Origin of the sequence: Pseudidiomarina sp., from assembly GCF_048268165.1 — a bacterium.
In the GTDB taxonomy this organism is placed as follows: Bacteria; Pseudomonadota; Gammaproteobacteria; order Enterobacterales; family Alteromonadaceae; genus Pseudidiomarina.
The window spans coordinates 625,130-640,401 of sequence record NZ_JBLWWA010000001.1; the positions used below are offsets into that span (position 1 = coordinate 625,130).

General features: G+C 47.2%; 13 protein-coding genes. 8 read left to right on the top strand and 5 right to left on the bottom strand.

Annotated elements, in window-relative coordinates; translation table 11 throughout:
- Positions 1–94 precede the first annotated feature (94 nt).
- The 7 genes from pspF to putP are packed head-to-tail and all read left to right on the top strand — an operon-like array spanning position 95 to position 8,062.
- On the top strand, positions 95–1,216 hold the full coding sequence (pspF, locus tag ACN0UY_RS02920; RefSeq protein WP_417665290.1) for a phage shock protein operon transcriptional activator: 1,122 nt from the start codon (positions 95–97) through the stop codon (positions 1,214–1,216).
- A complete protein-coding gene (locus ACN0UY_RS02925; protein WP_417665291.1) occupies positions 1,217–2,839 on the top strand; it encodes an ABC transporter substrate-binding protein in 1,623 nt (540 codons plus the stop codon).
- Positions 2,826–3,854, top strand: coding sequence for an ABC transporter permease subunit (locus tag ACN0UY_RS02930; RefSeq protein WP_417665292.1), 1,029 nt, complete (start codon positions 2,826–2,828; stop codon positions 3,852–3,854). Before ACN0UY_RS02925 ends, ACN0UY_RS02930 begins: the two co-directional genes overlap by 14 nt.
- Positions 3,844–4,743, top strand: coding sequence for an ABC transporter permease subunit (locus ACN0UY_RS02935; protein ID WP_417665293.1), 900 nt, complete (start codon positions 3,844–3,846; stop codon positions 4,741–4,743). Before ACN0UY_RS02930 ends, ACN0UY_RS02935 begins: the two co-directional genes overlap by 11 nt.
- Positions 4,740–5,738: an oligopeptide/dipeptide ABC transporter ATP-binding protein gene (locus ACN0UY_RS02940; protein WP_417665294.1), complete on the top strand. Its 999-nt coding sequence runs from the start codon at positions 4,740–4,742 to the stop codon at positions 5,736–5,738. Before ACN0UY_RS02935 ends, ACN0UY_RS02940 begins: the two co-directional genes overlap by 4 nt.
- Positions 5,731–6,531 carry an ATP-binding cassette domain-containing protein gene (locus tag ACN0UY_RS02945; protein ID WP_417665295.1) on the top strand — a complete coding sequence of 267 codons (801 nt, stop codon included), beginning with the start codon at positions 5,731–5,733 and terminating at the stop codon, positions 6,529–6,531. The genes ACN0UY_RS02940 and ACN0UY_RS02945 overlap by 8 nt, the downstream gene beginning before the upstream one ends.
- Before the next feature lie 4 nt (positions 6,532–6,535).
- Positions 6,536–8,062 (top strand): sodium/proline symporter PutP, encoded by a 1,527-nt coding sequence (gene putP, locus ACN0UY_RS02950; RefSeq protein WP_417665296.1) that lies wholly within the window; start codon positions 6,536–6,538, stop codon positions 8,060–8,062.
- Between the two features lie 63 nt (positions 8,063–8,125).
- Here the strand turns inward: putP and ACN0UY_RS02955 are convergent, their stop codons facing one another.
- The 3 genes from ACN0UY_RS02955 to ACN0UY_RS02965 are packed head-to-tail and all read right to left on the bottom strand — an operon-like array spanning position 8,126 to position 10,811.
- Positions 8,126–9,145, bottom strand: a complete 1,020-nt coding sequence (locus ACN0UY_RS02955; protein WP_417665297.1) for a patatin-like phospholipase family protein — start codon at positions 9,143–9,145, stop codon at positions 8,126–8,128.
- A gap of 36 nt (positions 9,146–9,181) precedes the next feature.
- Entirely contained in the window at positions 9,182–10,270 is a 1,089-nt protein-coding gene (gene recA / locus ACN0UY_RS02960) for a recombinase RecA (protein ID WP_128351620.1), read from the bottom strand.
- A 58-nt stretch (positions 10,271–10,328) separates the two neighbouring features.
- On the bottom strand, positions 10,329–10,811 hold the full coding sequence (locus ACN0UY_RS02965) for a CinA family protein (RefSeq protein ID WP_417665298.1): 483 nt from the start codon (positions 10,809–10,811) through the stop codon (positions 10,329–10,331).
- A gap of 52 nt (positions 10,812–10,863) precedes the next feature.
- Here ACN0UY_RS02965 and mutS point away from each other — a divergent pair, with 52 nt between their 5' ends.
- Entirely contained in the window at positions 10,864–13,455 is a 2,592-nt protein-coding gene (gene mutS, locus ACN0UY_RS02970) for a DNA mismatch repair protein MutS (RefSeq protein ID WP_417665299.1), read from the top strand.
- A gap of 38 nt (positions 13,456–13,493) precedes the next feature.
- Here mutS and rpoS read toward each other — a convergent pair whose 3' ends face one another.
- Together rpoS and ACN0UY_RS02980 are read right to left on the bottom strand one after the other, a co-directional pair.
- Complete coding sequence (gene rpoS, locus ACN0UY_RS02975; RefSeq protein ID WP_417665300.1) at positions 13,494–14,462, bottom strand: RNA polymerase sigma factor RpoS; 969 nt, start codon at positions 14,460–14,462, stop codon at positions 13,494–13,496.
- Positions 14,459–15,265 carry a peptidoglycan DD-metalloendopeptidase family protein gene (locus ACN0UY_RS02980; RefSeq protein WP_417665301.1) on the bottom strand — a complete coding sequence of 269 codons (807 nt, stop codon included), beginning with the start codon at positions 15,263–15,265 and terminating at the stop codon, positions 14,459–14,461. The genes rpoS and ACN0UY_RS02980 overlap by 4 nt, the downstream gene beginning before the upstream one ends.
- Positions 15,266–15,272 lie beyond the last annotated feature (7 nt).

Sequence of the window (15,272 nt, forward strand, 5' to 3'; positions counted from 1 at the left end):
TTGGTTAAAAAACAGTTTGACGCACAGCGGTTATGAAATACACTAATAATTAGTCAAATTCACCAATAACGATAATAACAGCGTGGTGCCAACCATGAGTCGCTTTCGCGAAGCCGATAATTTAATCGGGCAAGCAAATAGTTTTCTCTCTGTTCTCGAGCAAGTTTCGCAAATTGCCCCTTTAGATAAACCGGTTCTAATTATTGGTGAGCGTGGTACCGGTAAAGAACTCATCGCGGCGCGGCTACATTTTCTTTCGAAACGCTGGGAACAAAATTACATCAAATTGAATTGCGCGGCCTTAAGTGAAAGCCTGCTCGAAAGTGAGCTGTTTGGTCATGAAGCAGGCGCTTTTACCGGTGCACAGAAACGTCATGAAGGTCGCTTTGAGCGCGCTGACAATGGTAGTTTATTTTTGGATGAGCTGGCGAATACCTCTGCTTTAGTTCAGGAAAAAATTCTTCGTGTTATTGAATATGGTGAATTTGAGCGTGTCGGTGGTACCAAAACTGTGCGGGTTGATACACGTTTAATTGCAGCGACTAATGAAGACTTACCTAGCCTTGCCGAGGCGGGCAAGTTCCGCGCTGATTTGTTGGACCGCCTTGCCTTTGACGTGATTACATTACCTCCGCTACGCGAACGCGTTGATGACATTCTAGTCTTAGCTGAGCATTTTGCGATTCAAATGGCGCGTGAGCTCAACTATGAGCTCTTTAGTGGGTTTACTGAAAGTGCCCGTAAAACACTCCTTGACTACGACTGGCCGGGTAACGTACGAGAGCTGAAAAACGTCGTCGAACGCTCCGTTTACCGCATTGGTAGTGGCCATATCCCAGTTAGCGAGGTTGTGATCGATCCGTTTCATAGTCCTTACCGCCCTGCTCCTGCAGCCCATCGTGAGGCTCACAAGTCACAAATGAATAGCAATACCAAAGCTGCCTCAACTGCCACACCAACAGCTTCAGCTTCTTCGGGTGACAACCAGTCGTCTGCAGCACCAAGCTCAACAAAGGCTGTAGGCATTTGTGTTGATTTTGAAAATGGCGGCATCGACTTTAAAGAAATCACTTCTGAATTTGAAATAGATGTTCTGCAACGTGCATTGCAATACGCACAATTTAACCAAAAGAAAACAGCAGAAATCCTTGGCTTAACCTATCATCAGCTACGTGGCTATTTGAAAAAATATCAACTGCTTGAGGGGCAAGGCTAAATGCTAAATAAGATGATGGTGGCTGGTAGTGCGCTTTTTATTGTTGCGTGCGGCCCCATAGACAAAGCGAGCGACGTTCACCGTGACGGCTTAGTGTATTGCTCCGAAGGCAACCCTGAAAGCTTCAACCCTCAACTCGGTACCTCAGGCACAACCGTTGATGCAACCTCAGCACAACTTTATGACCGACTGCTCGACTACGACGCTAAACTGCAACAATTCGTTCCAGCTTTAGCGCGTGGCTGGCAAGCATTTGATAAAGGCACGCGATACCGTTTTGATTTGCGCGAAAACGTGCAATTTCACACCACTGACTGGTTCACCCCTTCACGAAACTTTAATGCTAACGATGTTATCTTCAGCTTTGAACGCTGGTTAGATAAAAAGCACCCCTATCATGACGTAAATGGTGGTCGTTACCCATTTTTCCGTTCCAGTGGCCTTATCAACCTTATTGAACGGGTCGAGCGGGTCGATGACTACACAGTTGATTTCCACCTTAGACGCTCTGATAGCTCATTCTTGGCCAATTTAGCTACCGACTTTGCGGTCATTCTATCCGAACAATATGCTACGCAATTGCTGCATGAGAAAACGCCCGAGCAAATCGACCGCTTCCCCGTGGGTACCGGGCCCTTTGAGTTTGAGTTGTTTCGCAAAGACTTCATTATACGTTACAGCGCCCATGAAAATTACTGGCGTGAACAGCCGCAAATTAAACGCTTGGTTTATGTGATTACGCCGAACGCCAATAAACGCATGCTCAAACTGTTAACCGGCGAATGCGACGTTATTCCTTATCCGCTTATTAATGAACTGTCTAAATTGGATCATGACGCTGAAATAAAAGTTGGCAGCTCAGTCAGCCCAAATATTTCTTTTTGGGCATTTAATACTCAGCAACCGCCATTTGATAATGTACTGGTGCGGCAAGCATTAGCGCATGCGATTAACCGTCCGGCGATAATTCAAACCATTTATAACGGCAATGCACGGCTGGCAACGGGTATGTTGCCAGAAACCTCATGGGCCTATAGCCCTGTACAGCAAACCTACCCCTACGACCCAGAAAAAGCGCGTGCACTATTAGAACAGGCTGGATATCCAAATGGGTTCGGTATGTCGATTTGGGCCATGCCGGTTCAACGCGCCTACAACCCAAATGCGCACCGTATGGCCGAACTGATGCAGTCCGACCTTGCTCAAATTGGTGTGCAGGTCAACATAGTCAGCTACGAATGGAATACATTCCGTCAACGCCTTGTGGCCGGTGAACACGACAGCGTATTGATTGGCTGGGTTGCTGACAATGCTGACCCCGATAATTTCTTCCGTCCTATTTTAAGCTGTGCTGCTGCGCGTAGCGGAAATAACCGAGCGCAGTGGTGTAACCCTGAGTTTGACCAACTGTTAGTGGATGCCATTGCTGAAAGTGATCTTGATCAGCGTAAACACTTATATCAGTTCGTTGAAGACATGGTAATGCAGCATGCTCCGTTAGTGCCTATTGCTAATTCGCTGCGTTTTCAGGCGCACCGCGCTGATATTGAAGGCGTCGAATTACCGCCTTATGGTGGCATCAACTTCCGTTATGCACGGAGGGTGAACGATGCTCCGCTATAGCTTGCGCCGCATGGTGTTGCTGTTGGTCACGCTGTGGCTACTAACGCTGTTAATTTTTGCGCTTAACTATTGGTATCCGGGTGACCCGCTCACCAACATGACCGGCATCAAGATCAACGATACGCTCGCCTACCAACAAGCATTAGTGGCGCGCGAGTTTGACGGCAACATGATGAATCAATATTTCAGCTTCGTGACCCACTTGTTGCGGGGTGACTGGGGCGCATCTATGGTCACAGAGCAACCTGTCTTTGCCGAAATCAAACCTCTGCTGGGCGCAACGCTTGAGTTAGGCCTATTGGCAATGTTGTTAGCTATTGTGTTGGGTATTCCATTAGGCGTGTATGCCGCCATAAAACAACGGGGCAAACTTGACCGTCTCATTATGGGGATGAGCTTAAGCGCCTATTCGATTCCAGTGTTTTGGCTGGCACAGCTGTTCATTTTGTTATTTGCGGTGAAGCTCGGATGGAGTCCAATATCCGGCCAAATCGATCCGCTGTATGCCATCGATATTAATACGGGTTCCATCCTCATTGACATATGGTTAAGTGACACAGACTATCGAATGGCGGCTTTTACCGACGCACTTAATCACTTATGGGTGCCCGTTATTGTGCTATCCATAATGCCGCTTACCATGCTGATTAGAATTATGCGCAACGCCGTGCTTGATGTATTGCAACAGAACTTCATTAAGGCAGCGCGAGCGCGGGGTTTAAGCGACAGTACCATCATGTTCAGGCATACACTGCCCAATGCAATGCAGCCCGTAGTTCGGCAATTGGGGCTGCAGTTTAGTGTGTTAATGACCAACATTATTATCACTGAAGTAATATTTAACTGGCCAGGCCTCGGCAGCTGGCTGGTGAAAAGCATCTATGAACGTGACTTTCCAGTTATCCAAGGTGGCTTACTGGTGCTTGCATCTATCATTTTATTGGTCAATGTCATGGTTGATTTGATGCATGCGTGGCGCTACCCGCATATTAGGAAGGAAATCGATGCCAAATAATCGCAGTATTTACTACCAGTATCGAGAGCCTTCGCCGCTACGCGCATTGTGGCTTCACATGAGTACCAATCCATTTGCGGTGGCCGCCATATACATATTCAGCTTTATGCTGGTCGCAATGATCTTATCACCTTTGGTTGCCCCCTATAGCCCTGATGCACAGTTTAGTGATGTTATTTCGCAACCCCCTGCATGGCACGACGAGGGGAAAATTCGCTTCTTATTCGGTACCGACGACTTAGGCCGCGACCTACTCTCACGCGTTTTAGCTGGCGCCGTTTATAGTCTTGGTTATCCGCTTATGGCAACAGCTGTCGCTGCATTGATTGGCATTACCATTGGTGCATGGGCTGGGATGAGTCGCGGTGTGCAATCGTCAACTCTGAATCATCTGCTTGATGTTGTACTGTCGATACCCTCTTTACTTTTGGCTTTGGTGATTATCGCGATATTAGGCCCTGCTCTGCACAACGTCATGATTGCAATAACGCTGGTCTTAATACCGCAGTTTATTCACAGTGTACATAATGCATTTTATGAAGAGCGCAACAAGGAGTATGTCATAGCGTCGAAACTAAATGGCTGTTCTCGCTGGTATCTATTAACGCGTGTAATTTTCCCGAATATTACGACTGTGGTTGTTATGCAAGTTACCTTTGCGCTTTCAACAGCAATTTTAGATATTGCCGCGCTCGGATTTTTGGGCCTTGGCGTACAAGCCCCCGCCCCAGAATGGGGAACCATGCTGGCACGCAGCTTAGATCAGGTATATCTGGTGCCATGGACAATGATTTTGCCGGGGCTGGCCTTGTTTTTAACGGTGCTGTCAATTAACGTGCTTGGTGATAGTTTACGAGCTGCCATTCAAGAGCGGGTACGAGGCACATGAGTAACATTCTTGATATTCGTAATCTTACTATTGAGTTAGAAACCAGTGCTGGCACTGTCAAAGTACTGGATAAACTGAGTCTGCAACTCGCTGAAGGTGAAATTCATACACTCGTTGGCGAGTCAGGCTCCGGCAAAAGCTTGCTCGCGAAAGCGATTATGGGCTTTATCAATCCGCGCTGGAAAATCACCGCCGACCGCCTCTGGTGGCGCCATTATGATTTACTCGCGCTAAACCCTGTGCAACGACGGATGATCACGGGCCGCGATATGGCCATGATTTTTCAAAACCCAGGAAGCTACCTCGACCCCAATACAAAACTTGGCAATCAGCTGCGAGAAACCATTCCGCAAAGCGAATTAAAAGGTATTTATTTGCGTCGCAAAGCCAATCGTACCGTGCGCGCTGAAGGCTTATTGCATCGGGTTGGCATCAAAGATGCTGAAAAAGTCATGAATAGCTATCCGCATCAACTGTCGGAAGGTGTGGCGCAAAAAGTCAGTATCGCAATGGCAATTGCTCACAATCCAAAACTTCTCATTGCCGACGAACCAACTACGGCCATGGAGCCAAACACCCGTAACCAAATTTATCGTTTGCTGGCGAAGTTAAGCGCAAGTCAGGGAATGAGCATTCTGATGATCACCCAAGATTTAACCTCTGTTATTCCTGAGAGTCAGCGCATGAGCCTGGTTTATTGCGGCCAATTAATGGAAACCGGTCCCACTGAAAAGATTATGACCGAGCCTTTTCATCCTTATACAGATGCGATGTTGCAAATGAGTTTCTTTAATAAAGAATTGGTACCCAAAACGCGTCTACCAACGCTAACAGGTGCTATTCCAACGTTGCAACACATGCCAATTGGTTGCCGCCTTGGTCCGCGTTGCCCGAAATCGCGCCGCGCCTGCATTCATCAGCCGCGCTTGAGCAAGGTCAAACAACATCAGTTTGCCTGTCACTTCCCGCTTATCGAGGTGGAAACCCATGACTGATTTGCTGGAAGTAAAAAATATAAGCAAATACTACAGCTATAAAAATGGCTGGCTTACACCGCAGCGTGTCTGCGCACTGGAGCCGATTAGTTTTAGCGTTAAACGCGGTGAAACCATTGCCATAATGGGTGAAACAGGTTCAGGTAAATCGACTATTGCCAAGTTGATTTCGGGCGCAGAGGTTCCAAGTTCAGGCGAAATATTCTTAAATGGCGAATTGTTAGACCCTAACAATCATCGACAGCGTTGTCGTGAAATCCGCATGATATTTCAAGACAGCTTACGCTCGCTCAACCCTCAGTTAACCATTGGCAAGCAACTGCTTGAATCGCTACTTTTTAACACCCAGTGGAGCGCTGCAGAACAACAAGAACACGTTTACGTTACGCTACAAAAAGTTGGCCTACTGCCCGACCATTTCGATTTTTACCCACACATGCTATCCAGCGGTCAGCAGCAGCGGGTATGTATTGCTCGCGCGATTATCCTTGAACCGCAAATTATAGTGGCCGACGAAGCCTTCGCAGCATTGGACCCATCTATTAGAGCTCAAATCATTAACCTTATCCTCGATCTCCAAGAAGATATGGGTATTTCGTTCATTTTCGCGTCCCATTCGCCGGAGATAGTGAAACACGTTGCTGACAAGATATTAATAATGCATCGTGGTAAAATGATCGAGTTTGATTCAACACAGGCGCTACTTACAAATCCGAAACAGCAATTGACCAAAATGTTGCTGCAATCGGAACAACTTAATAAAGCGCTTAAACACACAACAACACAGGAGTAATGCTTTGGAAACAGGTACGCTCGTTTCGCTAGCACTCTATTTCATTGCGATGCTTGGCATCGGTTTATACGCCTACAAAAAATCAACTTCAGATATTTCTGGCTACATGCTCGGCGGCCGTAAACTTGGCCCTGGCGTAACGGCGCTTTCCGCCGGCGCGTCAGACATGAGTGGTTGGATGTTAATGGGTCTGCCCGGAGCTATTTATGTTTCGGGGGTGTCACAACTATGGATAGCTGTAGGCTTATTGGTAGGCGCCTACCTCAACTACATTATTGTGGCCCCAAGGCTGCGTACGTATACCGAAGTAGCCAACGACTCAATTACGATACCTGACTACTTTGCGAACCGCTTTGACGACAAAGCACGCATGCTTCGTGTGTTTTCTTCAGTGGTTATCATCATCTTTTTCACCTTATACACCTCAGCTAGCCTAGTTGCCGGCGGCAAACTATTCGCCAGCTCAGCATTTGGCTTAGATTACAGCCTAGGGTTGTGGGTCACAGCCGGTGTTGTTTGCGCTTATACCCTGTTTGGTGGCTTTTTAGCGGTATCAATGACCGACTTTGTACAAGGTTGCATCATGTTTGTGGCCTTGGTCTTGGTGCCCATCGTCGCTATTTTCGACCTCGGTGGTATCGGGCAAGTCACCAACACGGTGGAAACCTTGAATCCAGATTTTCTCCAGTTTTTCCGTGACGCATCCATAGCCGACCCAATGTTAAATCAATTGTCATTTTTGGGGGTTATTTCCCTATTGGCATGGGGTTTAGGCTATTTCGGCCAGCCACACATCATCGTGCGTTTCATGGCAATTCGTTCAATAAAAGATGTTCCAAAAGCACGCCGTATCGGTATCGTTTGGATGTTCTTCTCAATTATTGGCGCCATGGTTACCGGTTTTGTGGGTATTGCTTACGTTGCAGAAACTAAAATGCAATTGAATGATGCAGAAACAATCTTCATCATTTTCTCGCAGTTCCTGTTTCATCCGTTAATTTCAGGTTTCTTGTTAGCGGCAATACTGGCAGCAATTATGAGCACCATTTCATCGCAGCTACTGGTTACTTCAAGTTCACTGACTGAAGACTTCTATAAGGCGTTCTTACGTCGTGACGCAAGTGATAAAGAACTGGTAACTGTTGGTCGCCTGTCGGTATTACTGGTGTCCTTAGTCGCTATATATTTAGCCTGGGACCCAGACAATACAATTTTGGGCTTGGTTGCTAACGCTTGGGCAGGTTTCGGTGCCGCATTTGGCCCGGTGATTATCCTAAGTCTATTCTGGAAACGTATGAACCGTCACGGCGCATTAGCCGGTATGGTGACGGGTGCAGCAACAGTATTGTTCTGGATATACGCACCGGTCTTGGAAGACGGTGCAACGCTCAGCAGCATTGTCTATGAGATCATTCCAGGCTTTATTGTTAGCACACTGGCAGTGATTGTATTCAGCCGTATGACAGCTGAACCAAATCAGGCGTTACAAGATACGTTTGACGAGATGGAAAAAGTAATCCATCAGCAGTAAAAATAAAACTGCATAAAAAAAGGGCACCATTCGGTGCCCTTTTTCGTTGGTCGCTAGTCGTTATTAGCCACGGCGCTCGCCGAATAGCTGAAGTTCAGACAAAATAAAGTCTTTCATTCGCATCGTTGTTTCGTAGCCGACATCAATAGATTCTTTACCACGTTCAAATTCCATCAGGCTAATGTGCCCCAACTTGGGCTGGATAAGAATATCCGGTGGGTCGCCAGCCAACCTTGCCTTAGTAATACGTTCCTGCATGATATCAATAGAGCCTGCCATTACACCAAGCATACCCGGCGCTTTGTATGACTGCCCATTAAACTTATCTTTCATTGAATCCCAGTACTGTTGACTGGTAGAAAGAAAGCTCTTAAAGAAGCCTTCTTCAGCCTCTTCGCTAGGGTCATAGCCTTCACTTGATTCGGTGTTGTCTGGGGTTACATGACCATGTAAATCGGCCTGTGGCTCGGATTGTCGATCATGACCCGGTGCCAGATATTTGCTGCGCGCCTCAACCGCTGTTGTAGTCAGCTGCGAGTTAAGGTTTACCGCAATCACGAAATCAGCACCTAATGCCCGGCATAATGATACCGGCACCGGATTAACCAAACCGCCATCCACTAACCAACGCCCATCAACACCAGCAGGAGCTAACAAACCTGGCATTGAACAGGATGCACGTGAGGCCTGATAAACATCACCTTTGCGCAGCCAAATTTCACGCCCCGTAAATAGGTCAGTCGCAACAGCGCCGTAGGTAATTGGCATGTCTTCGATATTTATAGCACCAAATAAATCGCGCGCATGTCCGAAAACTTTTTCGCCTTGAATAATACCGCCGTGACTAAAGCCAAAATCAAGAAGGTTAAACACTTCCCAGCGGCCCATATCACGAACCCACTTTTCAAGATCATCGAGTCGGCCAGAAGCAAAACCGGCCCCCACGAGGGAGCCGATTGAAGTGCCTGCGACCATGTTAACTTCAATACCCATGTCCTGAAGAGCTTTTATCACACCAATGTGTGACCACCCTCGTGCAGCTCCTGAGCCAAGAGCTAATGAGACTTGAACATATTTACTCATGGTTACAACGTCCTGATATGTCTAATAGATGAAAGCTTAAATAAGATCGTCATCCATCATAGCATCATCTTTGCTGGCAGCAATTGCTGCTGCTTCAGCAGCGGCAGCTTCGCGCCCTGCTTTGCCTGTTTTAACCGGCTTCGCAAGCAGTTGTTCACGAATTTGTTTCTCAATATCTGCAGCCACCGATGGATTATCGATCATATATTTCATGGCGTTTGCTTTGCCTTGACCGATTTTGTCACCTTTGTAGCTATACCAAGCACCAGCTTTATCAACAATTTTCTGTTTAACGCCAAGATCAATCAACTCTCCCTCTTTCGAGATACCCGAGCCGTACATGATTTGGAATTCCGCTTGCTTAAATGGTGGTGCCACTTTATTTTTCACAACTTTAACGCGGGTTTCATTACCGACAACCTCGTCGCCTTCTTTAACAGCACCGATACGGCGAATATCCAGACGAACTGACGAATAGAACTTCAGCGCGTTACCACCCGTTGTGGTTTCAGGATTACCAAACATCACGCCAATTTTCATGCGTATTTGGTTAATGAAAATACACAGACTGTTTGATTTCTTAATGTTGGCAGTTAATTTGCGTAATGCTTGTGACATGAGTCGCGCTTGCAAACCAACATGGCTATCGCCCATTTCGCCTTCAATTTCAGCTCTTGGTGTTAATGCGGCAACCGAGTCAACAATCACCACGTCAACAGCATTTGAACGCACGAGCATGTCGCAAATCTCAAGTGCTTGTTCACCAGTGTCTGGTTGCGAAACAAGCAACTCATCAACATTCACGCCAAGTTTTTCAGCATAAATTGGATCAAGTGCATGTTCAGCATCAACGAATGCACAGGTTTTACCTTTTTTCTGCGCTTCAGCAATAACTTGCAACGTTAATGTTGTTTTACCACTCGACTCTGGACCGTATATTTCAACCACACGGCCAAATGGAAGCCCACCAATGCCCAATGCGATATCTAGGGTTAGTGAACCGGTAGAGACTGAATCAATGTCCATCGCTTGGTTATCACCCAAGCGCATAATTGATCCCTTGCCGAATTGACGTTCAATTTGGCCTAAGGCTGCGTCGAGTGCTTTTTGTTTATCGTTGCTCATGATAATGTCCGTCTTGTTGGTCATGTTGTAACTAAGTGTACTGTAAATTTATACAGTATCAAGTAATTTTTTCAAAACTCCGCAAAGCCTCGTAAATCGTAGCCTTGCGAACTTGTGCTCGACTTCCCTCAAATAATTGATGCCACGTTATACAGTGATTTTCCCACGCTAAGCCAAACCAGACTAATCCTACTGGTTTCTCAACCGTACCACCTTCAGGCCCCGCCACACCGGTAACAGCAATAGCCACATCAACACCACTGTTAGCCAACGCTCCACGTGCCATCGCCTCAGCAGTTTCAGCCGATACCGCGCCGTGCTGCGCAAGCACAAAGTTTGGCACATCCAACAGATGGTGCTTCAAGCTATTACTGTAAGTAATAAAGCCACCAGCAAACCAAGCTGAACTACCCGGAATCGAACTTATAGCATAACCGATTCCGCCACCCGTGCAGGATTCCGCTGTGGCGATTTTCCAGTTGCGCTGCTGCAACCAACGGCCTAAATCTACTGCTAAATCATGACGTGTTTGTGATACCATTTGCTTATTCCTTTATACGCGGTATATCGACTCTATACGGATAATAACAGGCATGTCGAACGCACTAAATAACTCACTCGAAGTTTCAGCACATACACCCATGATGCAGCAATATCTGCGTATCAAAGCAGACCATGCTGACACCTTATTATTCTATCGTATGGGAGATTTTTACGAACTCTTTTACGATGATGCTAAACGTGCTGCGGACTTATTAGATATTTCATTAACCGCTCGCGGTAGTAGCAATGGGAACCCTATACCCATGGCGGGTGTTCCCTATCATGCGGCCGAAAATTATTTGGCGCGATTGCTGCAAATGGGTGAATCGGTTGCTATTTGCGAACAAATTGGTGACCCCGCCACCAGTAAAGGACCGGTAGAGCGTAAAGTTGTTCGCGTGCTGACACCGGGCACCCTAACCGACGAAGCACTATTGCCCGTTGATCATGAAAATTTATTGGTAGCTATTCACCCCGGTCAACAGTTTGGTATCGCATGCCTGGATATGGCTAGTGGTCGCTTTACTGTGCTAGAAGCTGATACCCGAGAGCAACTTAGGGCAGAATTAGAACGGTTACAGCCGGCTGAAGTTCTATATCCGGAAACCTGGCAGTTTAGTGAAACCGAATTAAATTGTGCCTGTTGCCGCCGCCGCCCTGAATGGGAATTCGATACCAGCAGCGCCCAACAGCTGTTACAGCGCCAGTTTCAAGTTGCTCACCTTGACGGCTTCGGTATCGGCCACTTACAACACGCTATCGGTGCCGCCGGAGCGGTGTTGAATTATGTACGAGCCACCCAATTAGCTGCGCTGCCTCACATCAATTCAATCGTGGCTGAAAAACGCGATGATGCCATCATGCTCGACGCAGCTTCACGCCGAAATTTAGAGTTGGTGCGTTCACTGAGCGGTAATAAAACCTCTTTATTTGATGTGCTCGATAAAACCAGCACCGCCATGGGCAGCCGACTACTTCAACGCTGGCTGCAACGACCCCTGCGACAACAACAGGTACTTAACCGGCGCTTCGATGCGGTGGCAGCTCTGCAACAAACTGATTATGCTGAATTGCATCAACAACTGCGCCAAGTTGGCGATATCGAGCGGATACTTACACGCATCGGTTTGCGCAGCGCGCGCCCCCGTGATTTAGCCCGTTTACGTAGTGCCTTGCAGGCCCTCCCAGCTGTACGTGACTTACTAAAAACAAAACCACTGGAATCATGGCGTGCAACAATCGAGTCTTTTCCAGATTTAGCTGACTTACTCGAACAAGCCATTATCGAGCAACCGCCTGTTCTAATTCGTGATGGGGGTGTTATTCGCGATGGTTTTGACGACGAACTCGATGAGCAACGACAACTTGCTGCAGGTGCTACCGATTTTTTACAACACATCGAAACGCGCGAACGTCAGCGCACTGGTATCAGCACATTAAAAATCGGCTATAACAAAGTACATGGTTACTACTTAGAGGCGAGCCGAGCGGCGAGTCAACAAATTCCGGCTGATTATCAGCGTCGCCAAACCTTGAAGAATGCGGAACGCTATATTATTCCGGAGCTTAAAACCTATGAAGACCAAGTATTACAAAGCCAGAGCCGCGCTCTAGCTCGTGAAAAATGGCTTTATGATAACTTGATTGAGCAACTTGCCGAACAACTCGTTGCCTTACAGCATACCGCCAACGCGCTCGCGGAAATCGACGTGCTGCGCAGCTTTGCTGAACAAGCAATTACCTATGATTACCGTCGCCCCGAGTTGATCGACGCAGTGCATATTGAATTGACCAATGCACGTCATCCGGTTATTGAACGCCTGCAGCACGAACCTTTTATTGCCAACGACGTTACGCTTTCACCAATACAACGCTTGTTATTAATCACGGGCCCTAACATGGGGGGCAAGTCGACCTACATGCGGCAAACTGCACTGCTAACCATTATGGCGCATTGCGGCAGTTTTGTACCAGCAAGCCACGCCGTCTTTGGCCCGGTGGACAGAATTTTCACACGAATTGGTGCATCAGATGATCTCGCTTCAGGGCGCTCAACCTTCATGGTCGAAATGACAGAAGCAGCAGATATACTGCATAACGCGACCGATAAAAGCTTGGTTCTTATGGACGAGATCGGCCGTGGTACCTCAACCTACGATGGTTTAGCCTTAGCTTGGGCGTGCGCCGAAGCCCTACTCCATAAAAATCGTTCGTTAACATTGTTCGCAACCCATTATTTCGAACTCACGCAAACGATTGGGCAGCAAGACGGTGCAATTAACGTGCACGTTGAAGCGACTGAACACGGTGACACTATTGCCTTTCAACATAAGGTAAAAGTTGGCGCTGCGAGTCGCAGTTTTGGTGTTCAAGTTGCACAGCTTGCCGGGTTACCGCAACGCGTACTGCAGCAAGCTAAGCACTACTTGCAGCAACTTGAACGTGAGCATCATGGTGTCGCTGACCTATCAACGTTACCATCAAGCCAGCAATCTGCAGCTCCTCAACAAGCTGATTTACTGGAAGCGAACCCCAGCGCACTCGAACAAGCACTGAAACAGCTTAATGTGAACGAATTAACACCGCTTGGAGCATTAAGCTGGCTAGCTGAATGGCAACAAAAAATGCGAGATGACAACTAAGTCATCTCGCATTCGCAAAGTAATCTAAATTTACTTAACTAATCGCGGTGAAATAAAGCGTCCAAACTTAAACCTTGCTGACGCAACATATCTCGCAAGCGACGTAAGGCTTCTACCTGAATCTGTCGAACGCGCTCGCGGGTCAAACCAATTTCTCGGCCAACATCCTCTAATGTGGCAGGTTCGTAGCCAAGCAAGCCAAACCGGCGCGCCAGCACTTCGCGTTGTTTCTCATTTAAGTTTTCCAACCAGACCATAATGTGCTCACGCACATCTTCTTCCTGCATGTCACCTTCAGGCCCATAATCATTGTCGTCCGTGAGCATATCAACCAATGACTTGTCGTTGTCGTTGCCGCCCATTGGCGTGTCAACCGACGTTACACGTTCATTTAAGCGCAACATGCGGGTCACATCCGCCACTGAAACATCAAGCTTCTTCGCTATGTCTTCAGCTGTCGGTTCATGGTCAAGTTTATGAGCCAGTTCACGGGCCGCGCGCAAGTAACTGTTGAGCTCTTTAACGACGTGTATGGGCAAGCGAATCGTGCGAGTCTGATTCATGATAGCCCGCTCTATGGTTTGGCGGATCCACCACGTGGCATAGGTTGAAAACCGAAACCCGCGTTCAGGGTCAAATTTTTCAACCGCTCGAATGAGCCCCAAATTACCTTCTTCAACTAAATCTAACAGTGCTAAGCCTCGGTTGGTATAACGTCGCGCTATTTTAACCACGAGGCGTAAATTACTCTCAATCATTCGCGCACGAGCTTTTGCATCGCCCTTTAACGCCAAGCGTGAAAAAAAGACTTCTTCTTCTGCCGTTAATAACGGCGAGTAGCCAATCTCACTTAGATAGAGCTGAGTTGCATCCATTTTCTTTTGATAATGAACTCGATTCGCCAAAATCTCTTCGAATGCTTCGTCACTATCTTCTGGTGCCGACTGTTCCATTGAGAGCATTTCTTGCTCATCAATATCTTCAATCTCATCTTGATCTCGACTCATTGCGTTCCCCGGGGCAAATAATGCTTTGGATTAACTGATTTACCGCGAAATCTTACTTGAAAGTGCAATTTCACACGTTCTGCATCAGTGTCGCCCATTGTTGCTATTTCATCGCCTTTGTTTACCCACTGCTGTTCGTTAACCAGTAATTTCTCATTATGCGCGTACGCGGTAATATAGTCATCGTTATGTTTCAAAATGATTAACTGACCATATCCCTTCAATGCATTCCCCGCATAAACAACTTTCCCTGCCGCTGCAGCAACCACAGCATCACCCTTTACTCCAGCAATATCAAGCCCTTTGCTGCCGGCCTCTGCCGTTGAGAACTCGCGTATTACTCGCCCTGATGAAGGCCATTGCCATTGAATATCTTTACTGGCCGGCAGTGGCGGTTCATTTCGGTTAACAACGCTCGGTTGTGTAATTGGTTTCGTTTGAACCGTAGCGCGTTTCTGTTGCTTTACTGTTACAGGTTTGCGTTTATTTTGTGAACTCTGTGGTTTACGATACTCTTTCTTGGTAGGTGACGCAACGGTTTCTACAGAGGATTTTGAGGTTCCCGACAATCGAATTTCTTGGCCAGGAACAATAGTATAGGGGGGAGCAAGGCCATTCCACTGAGCGACTGTACGAATATCCTCATTGGCCCGAAAAGCAATTGAATAGAGGGTATCGCCTGGCTCTACCGTATAACTTTCAGCGGCTAAGCTTGCGCGCTCAAAGTCATGAATACTTTTACCTTTATACAGACGTGTAACCGGTGCTGGCTCTGTGCGTTGGGCACAACCAGATAGGCCCACACAACAA

Excerpts from the sequence above, each read along its gene's own strand:
- pspF (WP_417665290.1), top strand. The coding sequence starts at position 95 with ATGAGTCGCTTTCGCGAAGCCGATAATTTAATCGGGCAAGCAAATAGT.
- ACN0UY_RS02925 (WP_417665291.1), top strand. The coding sequence starts at position 1,217 with ATGCTAAATAAGATGATGGTGGCTGGTAGTGCGCTTTTTATTGTTGCG.
- ACN0UY_RS02930 (WP_417665292.1), top strand. The coding sequence starts at position 2,826 with ATGCTCCGCTATAGCTTGCGCCGCATGGTGTTGCTGTTGGTCACGCTG.
- ACN0UY_RS02935 (WP_417665293.1), top strand. The coding sequence starts at position 3,844 with ATGCCAAATAATCGCAGTATTTACTACCAGTATCGAGAGCCTTCGCCG.
- ACN0UY_RS02940 (WP_417665294.1), top strand. The coding sequence starts at position 4,740 with ATGAGTAACATTCTTGATATTCGTAATCTTACTATTGAGTTAGAAACC.
- ACN0UY_RS02945 (WP_417665295.1), top strand. The coding sequence starts at position 5,731 with ATGACTGATTTGCTGGAAGTAAAAAATATAAGCAAATACTACAGCTAT.
- ACN0UY_RS02955 (WP_417665297.1), bottom strand. The coding sequence starts at position 9,145 with ATGAGTAAATATGTTCAAGTCTCATTAGCTCTTGGCTCAGGAGCTGCA.
- recA (WP_128351620.1), bottom strand. The coding sequence starts at position 10,270 with ATGAGCAACGATAAACAAAAAGCACTCGACGCAGCCTTAGGCCAAATT.
- ACN0UY_RS02965 (WP_417665298.1), bottom strand. The coding sequence starts at position 10,811 with ATGGTATCACAAACACGTCATGATTTAGCAGTAGATTTAGGCCGTTGG.
- mutS (WP_417665299.1), top strand. The coding sequence starts at position 10,864 with ATGTCGAACGCACTAAATAACTCACTCGAAGTTTCAGCACATACACCC.
- rpoS (WP_417665300.1), bottom strand. The coding sequence starts at position 14,462 with ATGAGTCGAGATCAAGATGAGATTGAAGATATTGATGAGCAAGAAATG.